At 56.6% G+C, this 25,020-nt stretch carries 24 protein-coding genes and 1 tRNA gene; 1 reads left to right on the top strand and 24 read right to left on the bottom strand.

Annotated features, from left to right (window positions below; translation table 11 throughout):
* The 20 genes from HP564_RS10545 to sdhC form a co-directional block, all read right to left on the bottom strand.
* Positions 1 to 72 (bottom strand) — tRNA-Lys (locus HP564_RS10545).
* 166 nt (positions 73 to 238) lie between these two features.
* Complete coding sequence (gene cpoB, locus HP564_RS10540; RefSeq protein ID WP_371242726.1) at positions 239 to 1,039, bottom strand: cell division protein CpoB; 801 nt, start codon at positions 1,037 to 1,039, stop codon at positions 239 to 241.
* Between the two features lie 9 nt (positions 1,040 to 1,048).
* On the bottom strand, positions 1,049 to 1,573 hold the full coding sequence (gene pal, locus HP564_RS10535; RefSeq protein WP_371242724.1) for a peptidoglycan-associated lipoprotein Pal: 525 nt from the start codon (positions 1,571 to 1,573) through the stop codon (positions 1,049 to 1,051).
* A 63-nt stretch (positions 1,574 to 1,636) separates the two neighbouring features.
* A complete protein-coding gene (tolB, locus tag HP564_RS10530; protein ID WP_371242722.1) occupies positions 1,637 to 2,932 on the bottom strand; it encodes a Tol-Pal system beta propeller repeat protein TolB in 1,296 nt (431 codons plus the stop codon).
* Positions 2,933 to 3,047: 115 nt separating this feature from the next.
* Positions 3,048 to 4,376, bottom strand: a complete 1,329-nt coding sequence (tolA, locus tag HP564_RS10525) for a cell envelope integrity protein TolA (RefSeq protein ID WP_371242720.1) — start codon at positions 4,374 to 4,376, stop codon at positions 3,048 to 3,050.
* A 26-nt stretch (positions 4,377 to 4,402) separates the two neighbouring features.
* Positions 4,403 to 4,831, bottom strand: coding sequence for a colicin uptake protein TolR (gene tolR, locus HP564_RS10520; protein ID WP_371242718.1), 429 nt, complete (start codon positions 4,829 to 4,831; stop codon positions 4,403 to 4,405).
* A 13-nt stretch (positions 4,832 to 4,844) separates the two neighbouring features.
* Entirely contained in the window at positions 4,845 to 5,531 is a 687-nt protein-coding gene (tolQ, locus tag HP564_RS10515; protein ID WP_371242716.1) for a Tol-Pal system protein TolQ, read from the bottom strand.
* Entirely contained in the window at positions 5,528 to 5,932 is a 405-nt protein-coding gene (ybgC, locus tag HP564_RS10510) for a tol-pal system-associated acyl-CoA thioesterase (protein ID WP_371242714.1), read from the bottom strand. The genes tolQ and ybgC overlap by 4 nt, the downstream gene beginning before the upstream one ends.
* A gap of 168 nt (positions 5,933 to 6,100) precedes the next feature.
* Positions 6,101 to 6,394 carry a cyd operon protein YbgE gene (gene ybgE, locus HP564_RS10505; protein WP_371242712.1) on the bottom strand — a complete coding sequence of 98 codons (294 nt, stop codon included), beginning with the start codon at positions 6,392 to 6,394 and terminating at the stop codon, positions 6,101 to 6,103.
* A complete protein-coding gene (gene cydX, locus HP564_RS10500) occupies positions 6,394 to 6,507 on the bottom strand; it encodes a cytochrome bd-I oxidase subunit CydX (protein ID WP_371242710.1) in 114 nt (37 codons plus the stop codon). Before cydX ends, ybgE begins: the two co-directional genes overlap by 1 nt.
* Before the next feature lie 15 nt (positions 6,508 to 6,522).
* The gene (gene cydB / locus HP564_RS10495) at positions 6,523 to 7,662 is read right to left on the bottom strand and encodes a cytochrome d ubiquinol oxidase subunit II (RefSeq protein ID WP_371242708.1); all 1,140 of its coding nucleotides are present in this window, start codon (positions 7,660 to 7,662) and stop codon (positions 6,523 to 6,525) included.
* A gap of 11 nt (positions 7,663 to 7,673) precedes the next feature.
* A complete protein-coding gene (gene cydA, locus HP564_RS10490; RefSeq protein WP_371242706.1) occupies positions 7,674 to 9,245 on the bottom strand; it encodes a cytochrome ubiquinol oxidase subunit I in 1,572 nt (523 codons plus the stop codon).
* 592 nt (positions 9,246 to 9,837) lie between these two features.
* Positions 9,838 to 10,713, bottom strand: a complete 876-nt coding sequence (sucD, locus tag HP564_RS10485; protein ID WP_371242704.1) for a succinate--CoA ligase subunit alpha — start codon at positions 10,711 to 10,713, stop codon at positions 9,838 to 9,840.
* Positions 10,713 to 11,879, bottom strand: coding sequence for an ADP-forming succinate--CoA ligase subunit beta (sucC, locus tag HP564_RS10480; protein ID WP_371242702.1), 1,167 nt, complete (start codon positions 11,877 to 11,879; stop codon positions 10,713 to 10,715). Before sucC ends, sucD begins: the two co-directional genes overlap by 1 nt.
* A gap of 72 nt (positions 11,880 to 11,951) precedes the next feature.
* Positions 11,952 to 13,172: a 2-oxoglutarate dehydrogenase complex dihydrolipoyllysine-residue succinyltransferase gene (odhB, locus tag HP564_RS10475; protein ID WP_371242700.1), complete on the bottom strand. Its 1,221-nt coding sequence runs from the start codon at positions 13,170 to 13,172 to the stop codon at positions 11,952 to 11,954.
* A 16-nt stretch (positions 13,173 to 13,188) separates the two neighbouring features.
* Positions 13,189 to 15,996 (bottom strand): 2-oxoglutarate dehydrogenase E1 component, encoded by a 2,808-nt coding sequence (gene sucA, locus HP564_RS10470; protein WP_371242698.1) that lies wholly within the window; start codon positions 15,994 to 15,996, stop codon positions 13,189 to 13,191.
* A 204-nt stretch (positions 15,997 to 16,200) separates the two neighbouring features.
* Positions 16,201 to 16,917 carry a succinate dehydrogenase iron-sulfur subunit gene (locus tag HP564_RS10465; RefSeq protein ID WP_371242696.1) on the bottom strand — a complete coding sequence of 239 codons (717 nt, stop codon included), beginning with the start codon at positions 16,915 to 16,917 and terminating at the stop codon, positions 16,201 to 16,203.
* 14 nt (positions 16,918 to 16,931) lie between these two features.
* The gene (gene sdhA / locus HP564_RS10460; protein WP_371242694.1) at positions 16,932 to 18,698 is read right to left on the bottom strand and encodes a succinate dehydrogenase flavoprotein subunit; all 1,767 of its coding nucleotides are present in this window, start codon (positions 18,696 to 18,698) and stop codon (positions 16,932 to 16,934) included.
* Positions 18,699 to 19,046, bottom strand: coding sequence for a succinate dehydrogenase membrane anchor subunit (sdhD, locus tag HP564_RS10455; protein ID WP_103794957.1), 348 nt, complete (start codon positions 19,044 to 19,046; stop codon positions 18,699 to 18,701). It lies immediately after the preceding gene.
* Positions 19,040 to 19,429, bottom strand: coding sequence for a succinate dehydrogenase cytochrome b556 subunit (sdhC, locus tag HP564_RS10450; RefSeq protein WP_123799175.1), 390 nt, complete (start codon positions 19,427 to 19,429; stop codon positions 19,040 to 19,042). Before sdhC ends, sdhD begins: the two co-directional genes overlap by 7 nt.
* Before the next feature lie 631 nt (positions 19,430 to 20,060).
* Here sdhC and HP564_RS10445 point away from each other — a divergent pair.
* Entirely contained in the window at positions 20,061 to 21,344 is a 1,284-nt protein-coding gene (locus tag HP564_RS10445) for a citrate synthase (protein ID WP_371242692.1), read from the top strand.
* Positions 21,345 to 21,817: 473 nt separating this feature from the next.
* On the opposite strand, the gene nei is transcribed toward HP564_RS10445, so the two are convergent.
* The 4 genes from nei to HP564_RS10425 are packed head-to-tail and all read right to left on the bottom strand — an operon-like array spanning position 21,818 to position 25,016.
* Positions 21,818 to 22,606: an endonuclease VIII gene (nei, locus tag HP564_RS10440; RefSeq protein WP_371242690.1), complete on the bottom strand. Its 789-nt coding sequence runs from the start codon at positions 22,604 to 22,606 to the stop codon at positions 21,818 to 21,820.
* Between the two features lie 10 nt (positions 22,607 to 22,616).
* A complete protein-coding gene (gene pcp / locus HP564_RS10435; RefSeq protein ID WP_371242688.1) occupies positions 22,617 to 23,264 on the bottom strand; it encodes a pyroglutamyl-peptidase I in 648 nt (215 codons plus the stop codon).
* A gap of 7 nt (positions 23,265 to 23,271) precedes the next feature.
* Positions 23,272 to 24,288, bottom strand: a complete 1,017-nt coding sequence (locus tag HP564_RS10430; RefSeq protein ID WP_371242687.1) for a DUF979 domain-containing protein — start codon at positions 24,286 to 24,288, stop codon at positions 23,272 to 23,274.
* Positions 24,288 to 25,016 carry a DUF969 domain-containing protein gene (locus HP564_RS10425; RefSeq protein ID WP_371242685.1) on the bottom strand — a complete coding sequence of 243 codons (729 nt, stop codon included), beginning with the start codon at positions 25,014 to 25,016 and terminating at the stop codon, positions 24,288 to 24,290. Before HP564_RS10425 ends, HP564_RS10430 begins: the two co-directional genes overlap by 1 nt.
* Positions 25,017 to 25,020: the final 4 nt, after the last annotated feature.

Here is a 25,020-nt window from a genome sequence, read left to right as displayed (position 1 = left end):
GGGTCGTGCAGGATTCGAACCTGCGACCAATTGATTAAAAGTCAACTGCTCTACCAACTGAGCTAACGACCCATCTTCAGGCTTGCCAGACACATTTACATTCTGTCCCGGCAACGGCGGCATATATTACTGATTTACCGAGGTAGCGCAACCCTTATTTTCCGCCAGTGGGTTCAACTGCTTACCTTTCATGCTGCCAGACCAGAAATCAGGCAAAATCTGGTGCTGGCTGCTCAAATTACAGCCCGGAAAGGCGTTTTTGCGCCTGTTTTGCTGAATCGGTATTGGGATAAAGTTTTATCACCTGCTGGTAAACCGCTTTGGCTTTTGCCGTATCGTTTTTCTCCTGCATGATGACGCCAACCTTAAATAACGCTTCAGCAGCCTTTGGCGACTTCGGGTAATTTTTAACCACGGTGGCGTAATAGTAGGCCGCGTCGTCTTTTTTACCCTTGTTGTAATTCAACTGACCCAGCCAGTAGTTAGCGTTCGGCTGGTAGGTTGAATCCGGATAGCGCTTGACCCACGCCTGCAGCGCAGTAATCGCCTGGTCATACTGTTTCTTTTCCAGAATCAGCGCCACCGCAGCGTTGTAGTCACTGTTGGCGTCACCGCTCTGTGTGGGCGCCGCGGATGACGCGGCAGCGCCTGCGGCACCCGCCGCTGCACCGGCATCAGCACTGGCCGCTGGCGCATCCCCGCTGCTTTGCGCGGAAGCGCTGGCACCACTGCTGCTCAGGCTGTCGATCTGCTGATAGAGCTGCTTTTGCCGCTCGATCACCTGATTAAGCTGATAGCTGTTTTGCTGGATTTGCCCACGCAGCGAATCGATATCGCTCTGGTTATCGCTCATCTGCTGCTGCAGCTGTTGCAGAAGCTGTGCCTGGGCATTGGAAATTCGTTCAAGAGTGGTGACACGGTCTTCGACCGAGCCAGAGCCGACGCTACTGATTGACGCCTGGGCATTAGCGGCCCAGGGGGCCGCTACGCCAACCAGTAACGACAGACTTAAAAGATGAAGTCTGAAGTTACTAATCATGTGATTCTCTTAGTAGACCAGTACGGCACGACGGTTTTTAGCGTAAGCCGCTTCGTCATGACCCAGAACAGCCGGTTTCTCTTTACCGTAAGAAACGATAGACATCTGGTCAGCCGACACGCCTTTGCCTTGCAGGTACATCTTAACGGCGTTAGCACGACGTTCGCCCAGTGCGATGTTGTATTCTGGCGTACCGCGCTCATCCGCATGACCTTCAATGGTCACTTTGTATGACGGGTTGCTGCGCAGGAACGCGGCGTGCTGGTCCAGCATCTGAGCGTAATCAGACTGGACGTCATATTTGTCCAGGCCGAAGTAGACGATGTTGTTCTGCTGCAGCTGCTGCATCTGCAGACGCGCCTGCTCGTCAGAAGACATGTTGCCGCTGCCGTTCATGCCAGAACCGTTGCCGTAAGCGCCATCAGCACCCATGCCAGACTGGTCATTGTTGTTGTTTTTGTGTGAGCTACAAGCGGCTACAGCCAGAACCGGCAGAGCCAGCATCAACCCTTTCAGCACTTTATTCAGTTGCATTTTCTTATCCTGTTATAGTGTTTGTCATACATGTAGTCCCCCGCTGTGCGGAAGACTGATGCATTACAGATACGGCGACCAGGCAGGTGATTTCACCTGTCCATCAGTTGCCGGAAGACGCGCTTTGAAACGCCCGTCGGTTGACACCAGCTGCAGCACGGAACCCATCCCCTGAGTAGAGCTATAGATGACCATTGTGCCGTTTGGTGCCAGACTTGGCGATTCATCCAGGAACGTGCTCGTTAACGTTTGAACGGCTCCCGTTACCAGATCCTGTTTGGCGACGTGCTGAGCGCCACCGGCGCTGCTGATCATCACCATGGTTTTACCGTCGGCAGACACATCCGCATCCTGGTTCTGTGACCCTTCCCAGGTAATACGCTGTGGCGCACCGCCGTTGATACCAATTTTATAAATCTGAGGCGCTCCCGCCTGGTCCGAGGTATAAGCCAGCGTCTGGCTGTCCGGGAACCAGCTTGGCTCAGTGCTGTTGTAGCGACCGTCGGTAACCTGGCGGATCTGGCCAGAGGCCAGATCCATGACATACAGGTTCAGGCTGCCGGTTTTAGAGAGCGCGAACGCAAGTTTTGTCCCGTCTGGTGAGAAAGACGGCGCACCATTGTGGCGCGGGAAAGAGGCAACCTGACGAATGGCACCGTTAGCCAGCGTCTGTACCACCAGCGCCGACTTACCGCTTTCAAAGGTCACGTAGGCAACTTTACTGCCGTCTGGAGACCAGGCCGGTGACATCAGCGGCTGCGGTGAGCGATGCACCACAAACTGATTAAAGCCATCGTAGTCGGAGACGCGCAGCTCATACGGGAACTGACCGCCGTTGGTCTGAACCACATAGGCGATACGGGTACGGAATGCCCCTTTAATACCGGTCAGCTTCTCAAACACTTCGTCACTGGCGGTGTGCGCAGCGTAGCGCAGCCACTGTTTGGTAACTTTGTATGAGTTTTGCGCCAGTACGGTTCCCGGTGCGCCGCCGGTGTCCACCAGCTGATAGGCAATCTGATAGCTACCATCTGGGTTAGGCGTAACCTGGCCGACGACGACCGCGTCAATGCCCAGGGCACTCCAGGCGGCAGGCTGCACTTCCTGCGCGCTGGTAGGCTGCTGTGGCAGACGTGAACGATCGATAGGGTTGAATTTGCCGCTGTTGCGTAAATCAGCCGAGACAATGCCGCCAACGTCTTCAGGCGCTGCACCTGAACCCGCCCATTTAAACGGCACCACACCAATCGGGCGCGCGGTGTTCACGCCCTGCGTAATTTCAATGCGTACTTCTGCGTGGAGCATTGCTGCCCACAGCAGAACAAAAAAACCTAAGGTTACACGAAGTGCCTGCTTCATCTTTTCTCCCTTACCTGAACCTGAGTTCACGATAATTCGCACAGTTCCTGAAAAACACGAGTATTCACTACATACGGCAAGCTAACCTTAGTTCAACCTGCCGTGGGTTACTGCATTATTCCGGTTTGAAACGCATTGGAGCGTTTTTAAACACTTCATATACGGCCTGCGAAGGCGGCTTAGGAATGCGAGCCTGCTTCGCCGCCGCGATTGCAGCCTGGCATAAGGCCGGGTCACCGCCTTCCGCTTTGACGTCAATCAGCAAACCATCCGGTGCCAGCTTGATACGCAGGTTACACTCTTTACCGCGATAAGTGTCAGCATCATAGAAGCGGCTCTGGATCGCCCCCACAACCTGTCCCAGGTAAGAGTTGATCTCTGCGCCTGATGCACCGGCCTTCTTCTGACTACCCTGCCCTGCCGCGCCGCCACCAGCCGTTCCACTTTTCGGTGCATTCTTACCAGAAGAGAGTCCCCCAAGCAGATCGTCTACGTCACTTTCATTTTTCGCCGCTTCCGCAGCGGCTTTTTTCTTCGCGTCCGCAGCGGCTTTGGCTTTGGCTGCCGCATCGGCTTTCGCTTTTGCTGCGGCATCGGCTTTGGCTTTTGCTTCAGCGGCTGCTTTCTCTTTTGCGGCCTCGGCTTTTTCTTTCGCCTCCTGAGCAGCCTTTTCTTTCGCGGCCTCGGCTTTCTCTTTCGCTTCCTGAGCAGCCTTTTCTTTCGCGGCCTCGGCCTTCTCTTTCGCTTCCTGCGCGGCTTTCGCCTTCGCATCAGCGGCGGCTTTCGCTTTCGCATCGGCATCAGCTTTGGCCTTTGCCTCCGCCGCGGCCTTCGCGTCCGCTACCGCTTTTTCTTTGGCGGCGGCCGCCGCGGCGGCTTTCGCCTGCTCTTCCGCTTTTTTCTTCGCGTCAGCCGCAGCCTGTTTCGCCTGCTCTTCTGCTTTCTGCTTTGCTTCAGCCGCGGCTTTCGCCTGCGCCTGCGCTTCGGCTTTCGCATCGGCCTTCGCCTGCGCAGCGGCCGCTTCGGCGGCTTTCTGCTGTTCCTGCGCGGCTTTCGCCGCCGCCTCAGCCTGTTTCTGCTGTTCAGCCTGCGCTTTCGCCGCTTCCTGAGCCTGCAGACGCTCTTTTTCCAGCGCTTTCAGACGCTGCTGTTCAGCGGCCTGTTTTTGCTGTAACTCTTCAGCCTGCTGCTGCGCCTGTTTCTGACGCTGCTGCTCAGCGCGCTGACTGTCGCTTTTTTGATTCTGCTGACGATTGTACTGCTCGACCACCGCACCGGGATCGACCATTACGGCGTCGATATCGCTGCCACCGCCACCGCCGCTCGCCTCAATCTTCTCGTTAAACGAACTCCAGACCAGCAGCGCGATCAGCACAACGTGCAGAGCCACCGATATTATTATCGCGCGCTTTAACTTTTCGTTTTGCTCGGTTGCCTTCGACACACTCGGTTCCCAAAAACGGTTCGACTTTAAATCGGCTGCGTCATCAAACCGACAGATTTAACGCCCGCCTGATGCAGCAGGTTTAGCGCTTTTATAATTTCATCGTAAGGCACATCCTTCGCACCGCCGATCAAGAAAACGGTCTTGGGATTGGCTTCAATGCGACGCTGCGCTTCGCTTACCACCTGTTCAGGCGGCAGCTGTTCCATACGATCGTGATCCACCACCAGGCTGTACTGACCAACTCCGGCGACCTCAACAATCACCGGCGGGTTATCATCGCTGGAGACCGTTTTTGAATCGGTGGCGTCCGGCAGATCCACTTCAACGCTCTGCGTGATAATCGGCGCGGTTGCCATAAAAATCAGCAGCAGCACCAGCAGAACGTCGAGCAGCGGAACAATATTGATTTCCGATTTCAGATCGCGGCGACCGCGACCACGTACTCTGGCCATGGTTTACCTCCGCTTACTTCGCGTTTTCGCTGGAGAAAGCCTGACGGTGCAGGATGGCCGTAAACTCTTCCATAAAGTTGTCATAGCCCTGCTCCAGCTTGTTCACGCGCTGATTCAGTCGGTTATAAGCCATGACCGCTGGAATAGCAGCAAACAGACCGATGGCAGTTGCGATGAGCGCTTCCGCGATACCCGGAGCAACCATTTGCAGCGTGGCCTGTTTGACCGCGCCCAGCGCAATAAAGGCGTGCATAATCCCCCAGACGGTGCCAAACAGGCCGATATAGGGACTGATGGAGCCGACGGTGCCGAGGAAAGGAATATGGTTTTCCAGCGTTTCCAGCTCGCGGTTCATCGAGATGCGCATCGCGCGACTCGCTCCTTCCACTACTGCTTCCGGCGCGTGGCTGTTAACGCGGTGCAGGCGGGCAAACTCTTTAAAGCCCGCATAGAAAATTTGCTCTGAGCCGCTCAGCTCTTCGCGGCGTCCCTGGCTCTCCTGGTAGAGGCGTGACAGCTCAATGCCAGACCAGAATTTATCTTCAAACGCTTCCGCCTCGCGTCCTGCCGCATTCAGAATGCGGGTACGCTGAATAATGATGGCCCATGAGGCAATGGAAAAGCCGATCAAAATCAACATGATAAGTTTGACCAGAAGGCTCGCCTTCAGGAACAAATCAAGAATGTTCATGTCAGTCACTGCTTGAACTCCGCGACAATAGACTTGGGAAGCGCAATCGGCTTCATAAGATGTGGGTTGATGCAGGCAATCAGGACTTCTGCTTCATTCAGGACCTTGCCTTCTGCATTCACGATACGCTGGGAAAATGTCATGGTTGCGCGCGTCATTGCTGTCACTTCGCTCTGAATCTCCAGAAGATCGTCGAGACGTGCCGCTGAAACATAGTCCACCGTCATGCGCCGCACCACAAAAGCGACCTGCTCTTCCAGCAGGGTGTGCTGATTGAAATGGCGCTGTCGCAGCATTTCGGTACGTGCTCGTTCATAAAAAGCAATATAGCTGGCATGGTAAACCACACCACCGGCGTCGGTGTCTTCGTAATAGACCCGAACCGGCCAGCGAAACAGCGTTGTACTCACTCTACATCCCGGTCTCGTTTTTAAACGTTGCTACTATACGCAAGAGATTTGGGGTTGGGAATGGGATGCCAGAGCCAGAAGAAAATAATTATCAGACGGAAACAAATGGAAGGATTTTCAGCAGATTTCTTGACCTGCCGCTGACGCTTCTGCACGGCTGTTAGCGCATCAACGCCAGAACCAGTAAAGGCCAGCGAGCAGGCCAGCCAGGGCCAGCAGCGGAGAGAACAGTGCCTGCCAGCGCGTGCGGCGTGGATGGAAGCCTACGCCATGGATGACGCCAGCACATACCGCCCAAATCACCAGCATCCCCTGCCATACCGACAGGGTGCTGGTATGCGCGGCGTAGCGTGAGGGATCCCAGAACAGACAGCCTGCGACAATCAGCGCCAGCAGGAGTGAAAGGGCCCGCAAAGGCCCTTTATTCATCAGACGGTATGAGGTCCGAATCAGCTTGCGCATCAGGCTTGCTTATCCTCTGCTGCGCGTTCTTCAACGTGTTCAATCGCCAGCGCGGTGATGACGCCAAAGGCGCAGGCCAGCAGCGTGCCGAGAATCCAGGCAAAATACCACATGCGTCGTCTCCTTAATCAGTAGAGTGAGTGCGTGTTGCGCTCAATATGTTCTTTGGTAATGCGACCGTACATCTTGTAGTAACACCAGCTGGTGTAGATCAGAATAATCGGCACAAATACCATGGCGGCAAAGGTCATGACGGTAAGCGTACGCTGGCTTGAGGTGGAATCCCACATTGTCAGGCTCATGCCGGGTTCAATGCTCGACGGCATGATAAAAGGAAACAGCGCAATGCCGACGGTCATAATCACGCACGCCAGCGTCAGCGACGAGCTGACGAACGCCCAGCCCCCCTTCTCGCCGCGCGAGAAGATCACCGTCAGCAGCGGCAGCACCACGCCGAGCAGCGGGAAGAGCCACAGCGCCGGCATATGGTTAAAGTTCGCCAGCCAGGCACCCGCCTCGCGCACCACGGTTTTACCCAGCGGGTTCGACGCTGCGTGGTGATCGATGGCGCTGGTAATGACGTAACCGTCGATGCCATATTTCACCCAGACGCCCGCCAGCGCGAAGCAAACCAGCATCACCAGCGCCGCCACCTGCGCCACCGTGCGTGAGCGCAGATGCAGTTCACCGCTGGTGCGCATCTGCAGATAGGTCGCGCCCTGCGTCAGGATCATTGCCACGCTCACGACCCCTGCCAGCAGGCCAAACGGATTGAGCAGCTGGAAGAAGTTGCCGGTGTACTCCAGACGCAGAAACTCATCGGCATGGAACGGCACACCCTGTAGCAGGTTGCCAAAGGCGACGCCAATGACCAGCGGCGGAACAAAGCTGCCAATAAAGATGCCCCAGTCCCACATGCCGCGCCAGCGCATATCTTCAATTTTAGAACGATAATCAAAACCTACCGGACGAAAAAACAGCGAGGCCAGCACCAGAATCATCGCCACATAGAAGCCCGAGAATGCCGCAGCGTAAACCATCGGCCAGGCTGCAAACAGCGCACCGCCTGCGGTGATAAGCCACACCTGGTTGCCATCCCAGTGCGGCGCGATGCTGTTGATCATAATGCGGCGTTCAATGTCGTTGCGCCCCATCAGACGCGTCAGCATGCCCACGCCCATATCAAAGCCGTCCGCAATGGCGAATCCCACCAGCAAGATACCGATCAGCAGCCACCAGATAAAACGCAGAACTTCATAATCAAACATGGTTGCTCTCCTTATTCGCGCACTGGCTCAGCCGACGCTGCGACCTGCTCATAGTGATAACGTCCGGTTTTCAGACTACTCGGTCCCAGACGCGCAAATTTGAACATCAGATACATCTCTGCCACGAGGAACAGCGTGTAGAGGCCGCAGATCAGCAGCATCGAGAACAGCAGATCGGCTACCGTCAGTGAAGAACTGGCGACCGATGTCGGCAGCACTTCGCCAATGGCCCACGGCTGACGCCCATACTCTGCGACAAACCAGCCAGCTTCGACGGCGATCCACGGCAGCGGGATACCGTAAAGCGCGGCTTTCAGCAGCCAGCGAGGATGTCCAATGCGATTACGGATAACACTCCAGAAAGAGAAGGTAATAATGCCGAGCAGCAGCACGCCTGCCAGTACCATAATGCGGAAAGCAAAATAGAGCGGTGCCACGCGCGGAATAGAGTCTTTGACCGCCTGCTGGATCTGCGCCTCACTGGCATCTGTTACGTTGGGCGTATAGCGTTTCAGCAGCAGACCATAGCCGAGATCCTGTTTGTGCTGATTGAAGGCGTCACGCACCGCCGGATCGCTGCTGCCGCTGCGCAGTTCATTAAGCAGCGCATAGGCTTTCATACCGTTGCGGATACGCACTTCATGCTGCGCCATCAGATCCTTCAGCCCGGTCACGGGCGTGTCGATTGAGCGGGTAGCAATCAAGCCAAGCAAACCGGGGATTTGCACCGCATCGTCATTCTCCTGCTTATCCTGATCGGGCAGGCCGAACAGCGTGAAAGCCGCAGGCGCAGGCTGGGTTTCCCACTCCGCTTCGATGGCCGCCAGTTTCGTTTTCTGCACATCGCCCATCTCGTAACCTGACTCGTCGCCAAGTACGATTACCGACAGCACCGCAGCCATGCCAAAGCTGGCGGCGATAGCGAAAGAGCGTTTCGCAAAGGCGATATCGCGGCCTTTAAGCAGATACCAGGCGCTGATGCCGAGGATAAACATCGCGCCGGTGGTATAGCCCGCCGCCACGGTATGGACAAATTTCACCTGCGCCACCGGGTTAAGCACCAGTTCGGAAAAGCTCAGCATCTCCATACGCATGGTTTCGTAGTTGAACGCAGAGGCAATGGGGTTTTGCATCCAGCCGTTGGCCACCAGAATCCACAGCGCAGAGAGATTGGAGCCCAGCGCCACCAGCCAGGTCACGGCCAGGTGCTGCTTCTTGCTCAGGCGATCCCAGCCAAAAAAGAACAGACCGACAAAGGTCGATTCCAGAAAGAACGCCATCAGCCCTTCAATGGCCAGCGGTGCACCAAAAATGTCACCCACATAGTGGGAGTAATAGGACCAGTTGGTGCCGAACTGGAACTCCATGGTCAGCCCGGTGGCCACGCCCAGCGCAAAGTTAATACCAAATAACTTGCCCCAGAATTTGGTCATATCTTTATAAATCGGTTTGCCGCTCAGGACGTAAACCGTTTCCATAATGGCCAGCAAAAACGCCATACCGAGCGTCAGCGGAACAAACAGGAAATGGTACATCGCCGTCAAGGCAAACTGTAAACGCGACAGCTCGACGATATCTAACATAGTGACTCCTTGCTCCTCGCATGAACGTCTTCTGCGAATAACAACGTCAAACGGCTGGCATTGATGCGCAGAATAAGGTTCAGGAACGTCTGATTATTGTTTCCAGTTTTTTGTTACCAGCGGATCAACGCTATCCATAGCCCGACATAAGCGAGTAACCCTGGTGCAAATCCCCTGAGCTCATTTCAGTCCATTTCAGGCAGGAATAAAGGAGCAGGCGGCAGCGTTGGCGGAGAAACGCCTGGCACAATCTCCGGGTTTTTATTGGAAAGGACTGAATTGATGCAGCGCAATTTAAACCGGTTGGCTTCGGCTTTGCCAGCGGTAAAGTTTGTTAAATATCGCGTGTCATTGATCTGGATTAACGCTTTATTTTTTCAGATATGTATTGTCAGTAATGTTGTTAATTAATTGTCATAAATAAATAAAACAAATAAAAAACAGATTACCTTTAACTTTATTTTTTAACGTCGCCTTTCAGCAGCAACGACCTATTTCGCCTTGCTTTTTTGCTCCCTGCCCTTGTGCTCTCTGTTATACAGACAAAAAAAAGGCCACCGGTTAAGGTGGCCTGAACGTCAGCGAGGCTGGCTTATTTTGCTGGCAGTACGGCTTTCACCGCGTCGCCGATATCCGCCAGGCTGCGTACGGTTTTCACGCCTGCGGCTTCCAGCGCGGCAAATTTCTCGTCCGCCGTGCCTTTACCACCGGCAATGATGGCACCTGCATGGCCCATACGCTTGCCTTTCGGCGCGGTCACGCCAGCGATGTAGCCAACAACCGGCTTGGTAACGTGATCTTTGATAAACGCTGCGGCTTCTTCTTCTGCGCTGCCGCCAATCTCACCGATCATGACGATCGCTTCAGTCTGCGGGTCATCCTGGAACATTTTCAGGATGTCGATGAAGTTAGAGCCCGGAATCGGGTCACCACCGATTCCGACGCAGGTGGACTGGCCGTAGCCGATGTCAGTGGTCTGCTTGACGGCTTCATAGGTCAGGGTGCCTGAGCGCGACACAATACCTACGCGGCCCGGCTGGTGAATGTGACCCGGCATGATGCCGATTTTACATTCGCCTGGGGTGATCACGCCCGGGCAGTTTGGCCCGATCATGCGCACGCCTGCTTCGTCCAGCTTCACTTTGATCGTCAGCATATCCAGCGTCGGGATGCCTTCGGTGATGGTGATAATCAGCTTAATGCCTGCATCGATCGCTTCCAGGATACCGTCTTTACAGAACGGCGCAGGAACGTAGATCACGGTCGCCGTTGCGCCGGTCGCTTCTACCGCTTCGCGCACGGTGTTAAACACCGGCAGGCCCAGATGCGTGGTGCCGCCTTTACCTGGCGTCACGCCGCCAACCAGCTGGGTGCCGTATGCCAGCGCCTGCTCAGAGTGGAACGTACCCTGACCGCCAGTGAAACCCTGGCAAATCACTTTAGTGTTTTTGTCGATCAGAATAGACATTATTTCCCCTCCGCAGCCGCAACAACGCGCTGTGCCGCGTCTGTCAGGCTGGTTGCTGCAATGATATTCAGTCCGCTGTCCGCCAGTTTCTGTGCGCCCAGCTCAGCGTTGTTCCCTTCCAGACGTACCACAACCGGTACGTTGACGCCCACTTCAGCCACGGCGCCGATGATGCCGTCGGCAATCAGGTCGCAGCGCACGATGCCGCCGAAGATGTTAACGAATACGGCTTTTACCGCGTCATCGGAGAGAATGATTTTAAAGGCTTCGGTTACGCGCTCTTTGGTCGCGCCGCCGCCCACGTCGAGGAAGTTAGCCGGCTGGCCGCCATGGTGCTTAACGATGTCCATGGTGCCCATCGCCAGACCTGCACCGTTGACCATACAGCCAATGTTGCCTTCCAGTGCAACGTAGTTCAGTTCCCACTGCGTGGCATGTGCTTCGCGCGGATCTTCCTGGCTCGGATCGCGCATTTCGCGCAGCTCCGGCTGACGGAACAGTGCATTGCCGTCCACACCCAGTTTGCCGTCGAGGCAGACCAGATCGCCCTGTTTGGTAATGACCAGCGGGTTGATCTCAACCAGCGCCAGGTCGCGCTCCAGGAACAGCGTTGCCAGGCCCATGAAGATTTTGGTGAACTGGCTGACCTGCTTGCCGGTCAGACCCAGTTTAAACGCCAGCTCGCGGCCCTGGTAAGGCTGCGGCCCCGCCAGCGGATCGAGCGCCATTTTATGGATCAGGTGCGGCGTCTCTTCCGCCACTTTTTCAATCTCAACGCCGCCTTCGGTGGAGGCCATAAACACGACGCGACGGGTCGCGCGGTCAACCACTGCACCCAGATAGAGTTCCTGATCGATGTCAGTTGCCGCTTCCACCAGGATCTGGTTGACCGGCTGACCTTCTGCGTCAGTCTGGTAGGTTACCAGACGTTTGCCCAGCCAGTGTTCCGCGAAAGCCCGGATATCTTCTTTGCTGTTAACCACTTTCACGCCGCCCGCTTTACCGCGTCCACCGGCATGAACCTGACATTTCACTACCCACGGGCCTGAACCAATTTTAGAGGCCGCTTCTTCCGCTTCGCGTGGCGTAGTGCAGGCGTAGCCGGTAGGTGCCGGCATACCATACCGTGCAAACAGCTGTTTCGCCTGGTATTCGTGTAAGTTCATGATGTTCTATCCATTCAGGTCTGAAAAGATTAATAAGGTTGGGCGCGCGGCAGGCCGCGCGCCCGGCAAAAATCAGACGTCCAGCAGCAGACGTGCCGGGTCTTCCAGCAGCTCTTTCACCGCCACCAGATAGCCGACCGATTCACGGCCGTCGATCAGACGGTGATCGTAGGAGAGCGCCAGATACATCATTGGCAGCACCACAACCTGACCATTGACCGCCATCGGACGATCTTTGATAGCGTGCATGCCGAGGATGGCGCTCTGCGGCGGGTTGATAATCGGCGTAGACATCAGCGAGCCGAATACGCCGCCGTTGGTGATGGTGAAGTTGCCACCGGTCAGCTCTTCAACCGTCAGCTTGCCGTCACGCCCTTTGATCGCCAGCTCTTTAATTTTCTTCTCGATGTCCGCCATGCTCAGCGCATCAACATCTTTCAGCACCGGTGTCACCAGGCCGCGCGGCGTAGAGACGGCAATGCTGACGTCGAAGTAGTTGTGATACACCACATCTTCGCCGTCGATAGAGGCGTTCACTTCCGGGAAACGCTTCAGCGCTTCCACGACCGCTTTCAGGTAGAAGGACATAAAGCCCAGGCGCACACCATGACGCTTCTCGAAGGATTCGCCGTACTGCTTGCGCAGATCCATGATCGGCTTCATGTTCACTTCGTTAAAGGTGGTCAGCATGGCGGTGCTGTTCTTCGCTTCCAGCAGACGCTCCGCAACGCGCTTACGCAGACGGGTCATCGGCACGCGTTTTTCGCTGCGGTTAGCCACGGCTGGCTGCGGTGCAGCTTCAGCGGCAGCCGGTGCTGCTTTTGCCGCAGCCGGTTTGTTCGCCAGATGTTTTTCCACATCTTCACGCGTGATACGTCCACCGACGCCGCTGCCTTTAATCTGTGACGCATCGAGATCGTGCTCAGCGATCAGGCGACGGATCGCCGGACTCAGCGCATCGTTGCTCTCTTCTTCCAGCGAGGCGGTCTGACGCTGAGCTGGAGTAGACTCTTTGGTGTCCGCTTTTGCGCTGGTCTCTTTACCGGCGCTGTTGCCCTCTTTCAGTCGTCCCAGAATCTGACGAGAGGTAACGGTCGCGCCCTCATCTTCCAGCACGGCTTCCAGTACACCATCAGCCTGAGCCGGCACTTCCAGCACCACTTTGTCAGTTTCGATCTCTACCAGCACTTCATCGCGGCTTACCGCTTCGCCTGGTTTTTTGTGCCAGGTTGCCACGGTGGCATCGGCAACGGATTCAGGCAGGTCGGGAACGAGAATATCTACGCTACTCATTATCTTTCCTTTTAAATTAACCAAGGTTCAGCGCGTCATTAACCAGGTCTTGCTGCTGTTGTTGATGTACGGACATATAGCCCACTGCCGGTGAAGCGGAAGCCGGACGGCCCGCATAGCGCAGCGAGGCACCAAAGGGAACCACTTCGCGGAAGTGATGTTGGCTGCAATACCATGCGCCCTGATTCAGCGGCTCTTCCTGACACCAGACGAAATCCTGCACATGGGCATAATCTTTTAACGCCTCCTGCACGGCTTTGTGCGGGAACGGATAAAGCTGCTCGATACGCACGATAGCGACATCGGTCTGCTCATTTTTACGGCGCTGTTCAAGCAGGTCGTAATACACCTTGCCAGAGCAGAGCACCACGCGTTTCACCTGCTGCGGATCGAGCGCGTCGATTTCGCCGATAGCAGGCTGGAAGCTGCCGTTTGCCAGTTCATCCAGCGAGGAGACGGCCAGCGGATGACGCAGCAATGACTTCGGTGACATGACCACCAGCGGACGGCGCATACCGCGCAGCGCCTGACGGCGCAGCATGTGGTATACCTGTGCAGGAGTTGAAGGAACGCACACCTGCATATTCTGCTCGGCGCAGAGTTGCAGATAGCGCTCAAGACGCGCCGAGGAGTGCTCGGGGCCCTGGCCTTCGTAGCCATGCGGCAGCAGCATCACCAGGCCACACATACGGCCCCACTTCTGTTCGCCGGAGCTGATGAACTGGTCAATCACCACCTGCGCACCGTTGGCGAAGTCACCAAACTGCGCTTCCCAGATAGTCAGGGTGCGCGGCTCTGCGGTGGCGTAGCCATATTCGAACGCCAGTACGGCTTCTTCTGACAGCACCGAGTCCCACACCTTGAACTGACCCTGACCATTATGAATATGGTGCAGCGGCGTGTAGGTGGAGCCGTTAGCCTGATTATGAATGACCGCATGACGATGGAAGAAGGTACCGCGACCGGAGTCTTCACCAGAAAGACGAACCGGGATGCCCTCATCAACCAGCGTGGCGTAGGCCAGGTTTTCCGCGCCGCCCCAGTCAAAAGGCTTGTTGCCTTCAGCCATCTCTTTGCGGTCGTTGTAGATTTTCGCCACGCGCGCCTGCACTTCAACTGCTTCCGGCGTCTGGCTGATGCGACGCGCCAGCTCCTGCAGACGTTTCGGATCGACGGTTGACGGGTAGCTTTCATCCCACTCATGGTTGAGATAAGGCGACCAGGTAAAAGAGTGAAGGCTCATCGGACGCCATTCCGGTACCACGCACTCACCTGCGTCCAGCGCATCGCGATAGAGGTTGACCATCTCAGTCGCGTCTTCAGGCTTCGCCGTGCCTTCCGCTTCCAGACGATCGGCGTAAAGCTTACGCGGCGTCGGATGCTTTTTAATTTTCTGGTACATCAGCGGCTGGGTTGCACTTGGCTCGTCGGCTTCGTTATGGCCGTGACGGCGGTAGCACACCAGGTCGATAAAGACGTCGCGCTTAAAGGTGTTGCGATAGTCAAGCGCCAGGCGAGTCACAAAGGCCACCGCTTCCGGATCGTCCGCGTTGACGTGGAAAATCGGTGCCAGCACCATTTTACCGATATCGGTACAGTACGGCGTGGAACGTGCATCGCGTGGGTTAGACGTGGTGAAGCCCACCTGGTTGTTGATAACGATACGTACGGTACCGCCCACTTCATAGCCGCGCGCCTGCGACATGTTCAGGGTTTCCTGCACCACGCCCTGGCCAATCACTGCGGCATCACCGTGAATAGTGATCGGCAGAACCTGGTTGCTGCCCGGTGAATCAAGGCGATCCAGTCGCGCCCGCACCGATCCCATCACCACCGGGCTGACGATCTCAAGATGTGACGGGTTAAACGCCAGCGCCAGGTGCACCAGGCCACCCTCGGTTTCCACGTCAGACGAGAAGCCCATGTGGTACTTCACGTCGCCGGTGCCGAGATGATCTTTATGCTTGCCGGAAAATTCGTCGAACAGGTCCTGCGGCTTTTTGCCCAGTACGTTGATGAGCACGTTGAGACGGCCGCGGTGCGCCATCCCCAGCACCACCTCACGCGTGCCGCTTTTGCCCGCGTGACGGATCATTTCGCGCAGCATCGGCACCAGAGCGTCGCCCCCCTCCAGCGAGAAGCGTTTCGCGCCGGGGAACTTCGCACCGAGATATTTCTCCAGACCTTCTGCCGCCGTCAGCTCTTTCAGGAAACCTTTTTTCTCTTCGCTGCTGAAGGTTGCGCGGCCCGCCACCGATTCCAGACGCTGCTGGATCCAGCGTTTCTCTTCGGTGTTGTTGATGTGCATGTACTCTGCACCAATGGAGCCGCAATAGGTCTGCTGCAGCGCTTCATAGAGGTCGGCCAGCTTCATGGTCTCTTTGCCAATGGCAAAAGAGCCGACGTTAAAGCTTTCCTGAAAATCGGCGTCGGTCAGATCGTGAAACGCGGGATCGAGGTCAGCGACGCGATCCTGCTTCCACAGACCAAGCGGATCGAGGTTCGCATGCTGATGACCACGAAAACGGAAGGCGTTAATCAGCTGCAGGACTTTAACCTGCTTTGAATTAGCGGCCGGATCGGAAACGGTGGAGGTGTAACGAGATGCATCTTTCGCCAGGCGACGGAAGTATTCGCGCGTGGTGGAGTGAAACTGTTCAGGCTTCACGCCGGTGCCCGGCAGCTGTTGGAACATCGTGCGCCACACTGCATCGACAGAGTCCGGATCGGTCAGGAAATCCTCATAGAGTTGCTCTATGTAAGACTGGTTCGCGCCGGCCAGCCAGGAGGAGTCCAGCCAGGGCTTCATCGCGCTGTTCTGCATTGTGATCCCTTAAGCATTACTATGCTTTTTTGAGGTTTCATTTGTTGCCGCTTTCGCGGTTTGCCGTAGTGAGTTCAGCGATACGAGCCTGTGCGCTCACACGCGCCCTGCCCGTAAGGGAACCTTGCTAAGCGTGGCGCCGCCGCGCTTAGCAAGGCTTCCGTAAAACGCCGGGAACCTGAGGTTCCCGGACGATAAGCGGTGTTATGCACCCCGTTGCAGCAGCATCGACTTGATATGGCCAATCGCGCGCGTGGGGTTAAGCCCTTTCGGGCACACGCTCACACAGTTCATGATGCTGTGACAGCGGAAAACGCTGAAAGCGTCGTTCAGATTGTCCAGTCGCGCTTCCGTTTCGGTGTCGCGGCTGTCGATCAGGAAGCGATACGCGGCCAGCAGACCAGCCGGCCCGACAAACTTATCCGGATTCCACCAGAACGACGGGCAAGAGGTTGAACAGCAGGCACAGAGAATGCACTCATACAGGCCATCAAGATGCTCACGGTCAGCAGGCGACTGCAGATGCTCGCGTGCTGGCGGATTCTCTCCATTATTCAACAGGTAAGGCTTAATCTTCTCATACTGCGCATAGAATTGTCCCATGTCCACCACAAGGTCACGCACCACGGGTAGACCGGGCAGCGGACGGATCACGATTTTCTTCGTGCCGTTGCCCAGCGCAGAGACGGGTGTGATGCACGCAAGGCCATTTTTCCCGTTCATGTTGAGGCCATCGGAGCCGCAGACGCCTTCACGGCAGGAGCGACGAAACGCCAGCGTTGGATCCTTTTCTTTCAGACGGATAAGCGCATCCAGCAGCATCATATCGCGACCGTCTTCAGATTCCAGCGTGTAATCCTGCATGCGCGGCGCAGCGTCAACATCAGGATTGTAACGATAAATGGAAAACTCGAGTCTCATGATCGTCTCCGCAATTAGTAGGTACGCACTTTCGGCGGGAAGGCCGCGCGCAGTTTCGGCTGCATGTTCACCTCACGGCGCGTCATGCTCTCGGTTTCGGGGACGTAGAGACTGTGGCACAACCAGTTTTCATCATCGCGATCCGGGAAGTCGAATCGACTGTGCGCGCCGCGGCTTTCGGTGCGGAAGTTCGCCGCAACAGCCGTGGCATAAGCCGTTTCCATCAGGTTATCCAGCTCCAGGCATTCAATCCGCTGGGTATTGAAGTCCGGTGAACGGTCATCCAGACGGGCTGATTTCAGGCGCTCGCGAATCTGTTTCAGCTCTTCCAGACCCTGCTTCATCGCATCGCCCTCACGGAATACTGAGAAGTTATTCTGCATGCAGCGCTGGAGCGCTTTACGGATTTCTACCGGATCTTCACCGGTGGTATTGTTCTCCCAACGGTTGAAGCGCGCCATTGCCGCGTCGATCTCGGCTTCTGTCGCATCACGCAGCGGCCCCTGCTGTTCAATGCATTCCATCAGGTGTACCCCGGCCGCACGGCCAAACACAACCAGGTCCAGCAGCGAGTTGCCGCCGAGACGGTTTGCACCGTGTACCGATACGCAGGCGATTTCGCCCACGGCGAACAGGCCCGGGATCACTTCATCTTCACCCTGCGCATTGACGCGCAGCGCCTGGCCAGTCACTTTGGTCGGAATACCGCCCATCATATAGTGACAGGTCGGGATCACCGGGATAGGTTCTTTGACCGGATCGGCATGGGCAAACGTGCGCGACAGCTCCAGAATGCCCGGCAGACGCGACTCCAGCACTTCTGCACCCAGATGGTCGAGTTTGAGCTTGATGTGCGGGCCCCACGGGCCATCGCAGCCGCGACCTTCGCGGATTTCAATCATCATCGAACGTGCCACCACGTCGCGGCCCGCCAGATCTTTGGCGTTGGGCGCATAGCGCTCCATGAAGCGCTCGCCGTGCTTGTTCAGCAGGTATCCGCCTTCGCCGCGGCAGCCTTCAGTCACCAGCACACCCGCGCCCGCGATGCCGGTCGGGTGGAACTGCCACATTTCCATATCCTGCACCGGCACGCCTGCGCGCAGCGCCATACCTACGCCGTCACCGGTGTTGATATGCGCGTTGGTGGTGGACTGGTAGATACGGCCCGCGCCGCCCGTTGCCAGGATGGTCGCTTTGGCTTTGAAGTAGACGGTTTCACCGGTTTCAATGCAGATCGCCGTACAGCCGACGATGGCACCATCTTCATTTTTTACCAGGTCGAGTGCGTACCACTCAGAGAAGATGGTGGTTTTATTTTTCAGGTTTTGCTGATAGAGCGTGTGCAGTAGGGCATGGCCGGTACGGTCTGCTGCCGCTGCGGTACGTGCCGCCTGCTCGCCGCCAAAGTTTTTCGACTGGCCACCAAACGGGCGCTGATAGACGCGGCCATCTTCCAGACGGGAAAACGGCAGGCCCATATGTTCCAGCTCAAGGATCGCTTCAGGGCCGGTCTTACACATATATTCAATCGCGTCCTGGTCGCCGATATAGTCGGAGCCTTTGACGGTGTCATACATGTGCCATTCCCAGTTATCTTCATGGGTATTGCCCAGCGCAACGGTAATACCGCCCTGAGCGGACACGGTGTGGGAACGGGTCGGGAAAACTTTTGATAACAGGGCACAGGTCTGGCCCGACTGGGAGATTTGCAGAGCAGCGCGCATACCTGCGCCACCTGCGCCGATCACCACGGCATCAAACTCTCTGACTGGCAAATTCATTTACACACCCCACACCACAACAGTTCCATAAATTGCATACGACAACAGCGCGACCACTATCACCAGCTGCAGAATCAGACGAACGGCCAGACCTTTTACGTAATCGGTCAGCACTTGCCACATACCAATCCAGCCGTGGATCAGAATGGAGAACAGCGTCAGCAGGGTGAAGACTTTGGTGAATGATGAGGCGAAGAAGCCGCGCCACACATCATAAGTCAGCGTGTCGGTCAGGGCGATGAAGCCCACAATGTAAAGGATGTAGAGCGTAATGAGGATTGCCGAAGCGCGCAGCAGCAGCCAGTCCTGAATGCCGCTGCGGCCTAACGCGGATGCATTGCTTACCATACGAGAACTCCAGCCAGAATTGAAAGCACGACAGTAATGCCAAAGGTGACCCATGCAGACTGACGGCCAACGGCCAGGGTCTCAGCGAGGTAACCAAAATCCATCAACATGTGACGAATCCCGCCCACCGTATGAAATGCCAGCGCCGTCAGAATGCCCCACAGAATAAACTTCACGAAGAAGCTATCCATGATGGCAGCAGCGTGCTGAAAACCTTCCGGGGAAGAGAGAGACGTACCCAGTAACCAGAGCAGGATGCCGAGAGCCACAAAGGTAATGACGCCGGAAACGCGGTGGAGAATGGACGATATTGCAGTAACGGGAAACCGGATCGTCGAGAGATCCAAGTTGACAGGTCTTTGTTTTTTCACGGTTTTGCCCACACAGCTCTTTTTTATTTTGCTTCCTCCGGTCCCTGAGGCGGAGTCGAATCACAGGTGTGTTCAGACTTTAACCGTCACCAAATCAGCAACATCCAGTGTTAAATGACGCGGTAGAAACGCTGGGTGGCTCCTGGTGTCAGGGGGTTTCCGGAGACCTGGCGGCAGTATAGGACGATCACATTCTGATTACAATTACCCTACAATTTCTTTGGGTACATTTAGGCGAAACAGTGATCGGACTCACGAATTTCACATTTAATACAATTTTAATTATCTGATTTGACAAAAGTTCAACAATTCAGTTACAAACTAGGGCATTAAATTCCCGTGATGCACAAAAGTTATGGGGATAGACTTTCCCCTAAGCACAAGTTATGTAACATTCGGGTGTAAGCACCCTAAAACAGCAGCTTGTTGATTACCAGAAAGTTATGTCCAGACCGGATCTTTAACAACCGCGATATGCAGATTCTCATGACGGCTTCGCTCCCAGCCGGGACACGCCTCTCACTCTGTGCCCTGCCCCTGATTTGTTATGCAGAGTGTTATTGTGAAGTTAATGGCGACCGCAACATGACCGCTTTTCAGGTGTCTAAGATCCATACTTACATAAGGCGCTATGGAGACGAAAATGACAGATAAAAAAGTGACGCTAACCCTACAAGATGAAACGGCTCTCGAACTGGACGTGCTGAAGGGCACGCTGGGCCAGGATGTGGTTGATGTCCGCGCCCTGGGTGCCAGCGGTCTTTTCACCTTTGACCCGGGTTTCACTTCTACAGCGTCCTGCGAATCCAAAATCACCTTTATTGATGGCGATGAAGGCATCCTGCTGCATCGCGGCTTCCCTATCGATCAGTTAGCAACGCACTCTAACTATCTGGAAGTGTGCTATATCCTGCTGAATGGTGAAGCGCCGACCCAGCAGCAGTTTGAAGAGTTCCGGGAAACCGTTACCCGTCACACCATGATCCATGAGCAGATTACCCGCCTGTTCCACGGCTTCCGTCGTGACTCCCACCCGATGGCGGTAATGTGCGGGGTAACCGGCGCGCTGGCGGCGTTCTACCACGATTCACTGGACGTCAATATTGAGCGTCACCGTGAAATCGCCGCGTTCCGTCTGCTGTCGAAAATGCCGACCATGGCAGCGATGTGTTACAAATATTCTATCGGCCAGCCTTTTGTGTATCCGCGCAATGACCTCTCCTATGCCGGTAACTTCCTGCATATGATGTTTGCCACCCCGTGTGAAGAGTACAAGGTAAACCCGGTGCTGGAACGCGCAATGGATCGCATCTTGATCCTGCACGCTGACCATGAGCAGAACGCCTCAACCTCAACCGTGCGTACCGCGGGCTCTTCAGGTGCAAACCCGTTTGCCTGTATCGCTGCAGGCATCGCCTCGCTGTGGGGACCGGCACACGGTGGTGCGAACGAAGCCACGCTGCGTATGCTGGAAGAGATCAGCACCGTTGAGCATATTCCTGAATTTGTTCGTCGCGCCAAAGACAAAAATGACTCTTTCCGCCTGATGGGCTTTGGCCACCGCGTTTACAAAAACTACGATCCGCGCGCTACCGTGATGCGTGAGACCTGTCATGAAGTGCTGAACGAGCTGGGCATGAAGGATGATCTACTGGAAGTGGCGATGGAGCTGGAGCACATTGCCCTGAACGACCCCTATTTTATCGAGCGCAAACTCTATCCCAACGTCGATTTCTACTCCGGTATTATTCTGAAAGCGATGGGAATTCCGTCCTCGATGTTTACCGTGATCTTCGCCATGGCGCGTACCGTTGGCTGGATCGCGCACTGGAAAGAGATGCACGATGAAGGGATGAAGATTGCCCGTCCGCGTCAGCTTTATACCGGCTATACCGAGCGTGAATTTACTTCTGCGCTGAAGAAATAACCGCAGCGGACGCTGCTTCAGGCCGCACGGAAGCCTGGAGAGCGGGTAACACAGACCGAACAGCAAAGCGTCCCACGCCAGGGACAAAAACGCCAGGAGCGTTTTTGAACAACGCAACGCGTTGGCCCGTTATGGACGCACCTCAGGGATGAGGTGATTAATCGCGTGGGCCGAGCGCGCAGGGATGCGTTAAGCGACGTTGCAACCGGACTATGTTATCCGCGTCAGCTCGATATATCAGACGGTGAGCGGAGAGAAATCTCCGCTTTTTTTATGGATGCTGAAACTCATGATTTGAAGGAGAGGTGCCGGACGCGAGTAACCGAACCCGATCGCAAAGACGCCACAAACCGCATCCCTGCCAGCCCGGCGCGCACCATTCCTGGCGCGCGACGCTTTGCTCGCCGGATCCGGCTACCCGCTCCTCAGGCTTTTAACCCGCCTGTAAGGCTGAATTGTGCGCGCTTTTTATCTCAGTGCTGGCAGCCCGGACACCAGTAAAAGGGCCGCGACGACAGCGTCCCCTTCTGAATAATCTCGCCGCAGCGCCGGCACTTCTTGCCCTGCCGGTGAAACACCTCAAAGCGAAACGCCGCGCCGTGATGGTACTTTTTCATGGTGCCGCGCATGCGATAGGAGTGACGCGGAATGGCCAGCAGCGCCTCGCTGAGCAGATCAAGCTGATTATCGGTGAGATCCTGCGCGCGATGCTGCGCCAGCAGGCCCGCCTGCCAGAGGATCTCCACGCGCAGATAGTTGCCCAGCCCAGCCAGAAACGCCTGATCGAGCAGCAGCCCGCTAAACTGTCGACGACGAAAGCGCGGCGACAGCAGCCGCTCGCGCACCGTTGCAACATCAAGCTGGGCATCGAGTACGTCTGGACCCACGCGATTTAAAAAGGGATGCGCCGCCAGCGACTCGGCATTAAGCAGTTCAATATCGGAAGCGCTGTACAGCAGAATAGCGCGATCGGCGACCGCCAGCTTTACGCGCAGCTGGCGTTTGGTTTCCGGCACCGTGCCGCTTTCCACCACGCGCCAGACGCCATACAGCTGGTTATGGCTGTAAAGCGTCAGGCCGTTGGAGAAGTGCGTCAGCAGCGCTTTACCGCGCGTCTCGATCGCATTGACCTGCTCACCCACCAGCGCGGGCTCATAGGTTTTGAGTTCAGGAAAGGCAAACCAGACGTCCGTCAACGGTTTGCCCACAATGGCTTCTTCAAGCTGATCCGCCGCGCGGCGGATCTCCGGTCCTTCTGGCATAATTGTCCTCTTAGTGGGTCGCGCCACCCGCGATTTTCAGGTCAGTGTCACTCTCCAGCGAGACGCGGATCGCAATCTCCAGCGCCTGCATCACGTTATCGCGCGACATGCTCGGTGCGCCGGGATGCTGCGCCGCCTGCTCCGGCAAATAGGGAATATGCACAAAGCCGCCGCGCACGCGGTTGCCCTGGCTATGCAGCCGGTGCAGCAGGCCGTACATTACCCGATTGCAGGTAAAGGTACCGGCAGTCTGCGACACCGAAGCGGGAATGCCAGCCGCGCGCACCGCCGCGACAATCGCCTTAATCGGCAGCGTGGAGAAATAGCCTGCCGGGCCGTCCGCCACGATCGGCTCATCCACCGGCTGCTGCCCTGCGTTATCGGCGATGCGCGCGTCGTCGACGTTAATGCCGATGCGTTCGACGGTGATGTCACTGCGCCCGCCCGCCTGGCCGACCGACAGAATCAAATCGGGCTCGACCTCATCCATAGCGGCGTAGAGCACGCCCAGCACGTCGCTGAAGACCACCGGCAGCTGACGCGCCACGATGCGCGCGCCGCCAGTCTCCTTGCCCTCAAGCGCCCGTACCGCTTCCCACGAGGGATTAATGCTCTCGCCGCCAAATGGTTCGAACGCCGTCACTAATACCGTCTTCATACTGACCTCACCGGAACATCAGGAAATAGAGCAGAAATACGTTAACGATTAACAGTAGCACACCGGTTGGCACCTGGGCCTTGATCACCGCGTTGCGATCCGGCAGCTCCAGCAGCGCGGCCGGCACGATATTGAAGTTGGCCGCCATTGGCGTCATCAGCGTGCCGCAGTAGCCCGAGAACATGCCAATCGCCGCCATCACGGCGGGATCGCCATGGTGCTGCAGCACCAGAATCGGAATGCCGACGCCGGCGGTAATAATCGGGAACGCGGCGAAGGCGTTGCCCATTACCATGGTCAGCAGCGCCATGCCGACGGCGTAGACCGTGACGGCGACAAAGCGGTTGTCGACGGCCAGATAGTTCGCCGTCAGATGAGAAATGGCGCTGCCAACGCCGGCGCTGGTGAACAGCAGGCCGAGGGTGGCGAGAATTTGCGGCAGAATAAAGGCCCAGCCGATGGCATCCAGCAGACGGCGCGTCTCCTGCATCGACTGCACCGGCTTCTCGTGCGTCATTTTCAGCGCAATCAGCCAGCCCAGCAGACAGCCGATCATCATGGAGAACAGCGTGACCAGCGTCGCATGATTCCCTGCGCCAAATACCGCGTCCTGCAGGCCGGGGATATGGTTAAAGGCCAGTACGCCAATTACCGTTACCACCGGGATTGCCAGCGCGGGCAGGAAGAGCCGGTTGCCGAGGCGGCGGGCGCTGACCTGCTTCTCCTCGTCGCTGCGCTGATGGTAGCGGCCAAGGCGGACGCCGCCGCAGCCGGCGATCAGCGCCATCGCCACGACCAGCACGCCGACGCCAATATGCAGATAGCGCACGCCCAGTTCCGGCGTGCCGCTCAGCGCGCTTACCAGCTGCGTTGTCCAGTCGCCGACCAGAAATATCAGGCCGTAGAGCGCCCAGAACAGGCCGGTGGTAAAGCGGCGCGGGTTATGGCTGTCGCGCCAGGAAAGCACAGCGACCACCAGCAGAATCAGGCCCGCCAGCCACATCAGATATTGTTGCTGGAACATTAGCGGCCCCCTTTCGCTTTCAGCGCGGCGCCGTTCAGCGCCTGCAGCTCGCGCGCCAGCTGGCGGTCGAGCCGCACCATGCGCGCCGAATGGATAAGAAAGGCGGCCACGGCGGTGGGAATGCCCCAGACGGCAATATGCAGCGGCTCGGTCTGAATATTGGCCGACTCCAGCATAAAGTTGTGCATAAAGATAATCGCGCCAAAGGCGACAAAAATATCCTCGCCGAAAAACAGCCCGACGTTGTCCGTCGCGGCTGACATGGCACGCAGGCGATGGCGCACCGCTGGAGAGACCTCACCATAACGGTTCTCGGTGGCGCCCTCAGCCATCGGTGCCAGCAGCGGGCGCACCATCTGCGGATGTCCGCCGAGGCTGGTGAGGCCCAGCGCCGCCGTGATCTCACGTATAAAGAGATAGACAATCAGCAGGCGACCCGCCGTGGCGGTTTTGATCTGGGCAATCCAGGCCTGCGCCCGCTCTTTCAAGCCGTGCCGCTCCAGCAGACCGATAACTGCCAGCGGCAGCAGCAGGATCAGCGGCAGGTTACGCGTGTTGAGGAAGCCCGCCCCCAGCTTCTCCAGAATATCGCCCAGCGGCATTAGCGCGGCGAAGCCCGTAACGAAACCGGCGACGATGACCACCAGCACCGGATTAAAACGCAGCAAAAAGCCCACGATAATTGCCGCAATACCCAGAAGCGGCCAGAGGTTTATCACGTTATCCATGTTT

The sequence above is a fragment of the Pantoea sp. KPR_PJ genome, from assembly GCF_041386365.1.
In the GTDB taxonomy this organism is placed as follows: domain Bacteria; phylum Pseudomonadota; class Gammaproteobacteria; order Enterobacterales; family Enterobacteriaceae; genus Pantoea.
This window is presented reverse-complemented; position numbering and strand designations above follow the sequence as displayed.

Bases quoted from the DNA above. Each gene is read 5' to 3' on its own strand.
- cpoB (WP_371242726.1), bottom strand. From the start codon at position 1,039: ATGATTAGTAACTTCAGACTTCATCTTTTAAGTCTGTCGTTACTGGTT.
- pal (WP_371242724.1), bottom strand. From the start codon at position 1,573: ATGCAACTGAATAAAGTGCTGAAAGGGTTGATGCTGGCTCTGCCGGTT.
- tolB (WP_371242722.1), bottom strand. From the start codon at position 2,932: ATGAAGCAGGCACTTCGTGTAACCTTAGGTTTTTTTGTTCTGCTGTGG.
- tolR (WP_371242718.1), bottom strand. From the start codon at position 4,831: ATGGCCAGAGTACGTGGTCGCGGTCGCCGCGATCTGAAATCGGAAATC.
- ybgE (WP_371242712.1), bottom strand. From the start codon at position 6,394: ATGCGCAAGCTGATTCGGACCTCATACCGTCTGATGAATAAAGGGCCT.
- cydX (WP_371242710.1), bottom strand. From the start codon at position 6,507: ATGTGGTATTTTGCCTGGATTCTCGGCACGCTGCTGGCCTGCGCCTTT.
- cydB (WP_371242708.1), bottom strand. From the start codon at position 7,662: ATGTTTGATTATGAAGTTCTGCGTTTTATCTGGTGGCTGCTGATCGGT.
- cydA (WP_371242706.1), bottom strand. From the start codon at position 9,245: ATGTTAGATATCGTCGAGCTGTCGCGTTTACAGTTTGCCTTGACGGCG.
- sucD (WP_371242704.1), bottom strand. From the start codon at position 10,713: ATGTCTATTCTGATCGACAAAAACACTAAAGTGATTTGCCAGGGTTTC.
- sucC (WP_371242702.1), bottom strand. From the start codon at position 11,879: ATGAACTTACACGAATACCAGGCGAAACAGCTGTTTGCACGGTATGGT.
- odhB (WP_371242700.1), bottom strand. From the start codon at position 13,172: ATGAGTAGCGTAGATATTCTCGTTCCCGACCTGCCTGAATCCGTTGCC.
- sucA (WP_371242698.1), bottom strand. From the start codon at position 15,996: ATGCAGAACAGCGCGATGAAGCCCTGGCTGGACTCCTCCTGGCTGGCC.
- HP564_RS10465 (WP_371242696.1), bottom strand. From the start codon at position 16,917: ATGAGACTCGAGTTTTCCATTTATCGTTACAATCCTGATGTTGACGCT.
- sdhA (WP_371242694.1), bottom strand. From the start codon at position 18,698: ATGAATTTGCCAGTCAGAGAGTTTGATGCCGTGGTGATCGGCGCAGGT.
- sdhD (WP_103794957.1), bottom strand. From the start codon at position 19,046: ATGGTAAGCAATGCATCCGCGTTAGGCCGCAGCGGCATTCAGGACTGG.
- HP564_RS10445 (WP_371242692.1), top strand. From the start codon at position 20,061: ATGACAGATAAAAAAGTGACGCTAACCCTACAAGATGAAACGGCTCTC.
- nei (WP_371242690.1), bottom strand. From the start codon at position 22,606: ATGCCAGAAGGACCGGAGATCCGCCGCGCGGCGGATCAGCTTGAAGAA.
- pcp (WP_371242688.1), bottom strand. From the start codon at position 23,264: ATGAAGACGGTATTAGTGACGGCGTTCGAACCATTTGGCGGCGAGAGC.
- HP564_RS10430 (WP_371242687.1), bottom strand. From the start codon at position 24,288: ATGTTCCAGCAACAATATCTGATGTGGCTGGCGGGCCTGATTCTGCTG.
- HP564_RS10425 (WP_371242685.1), bottom strand. From the start codon at position 25,016: ATGGATAACGTGATAAACCTCTGGCCGCTTCTGGGTATTGCGGCAATT.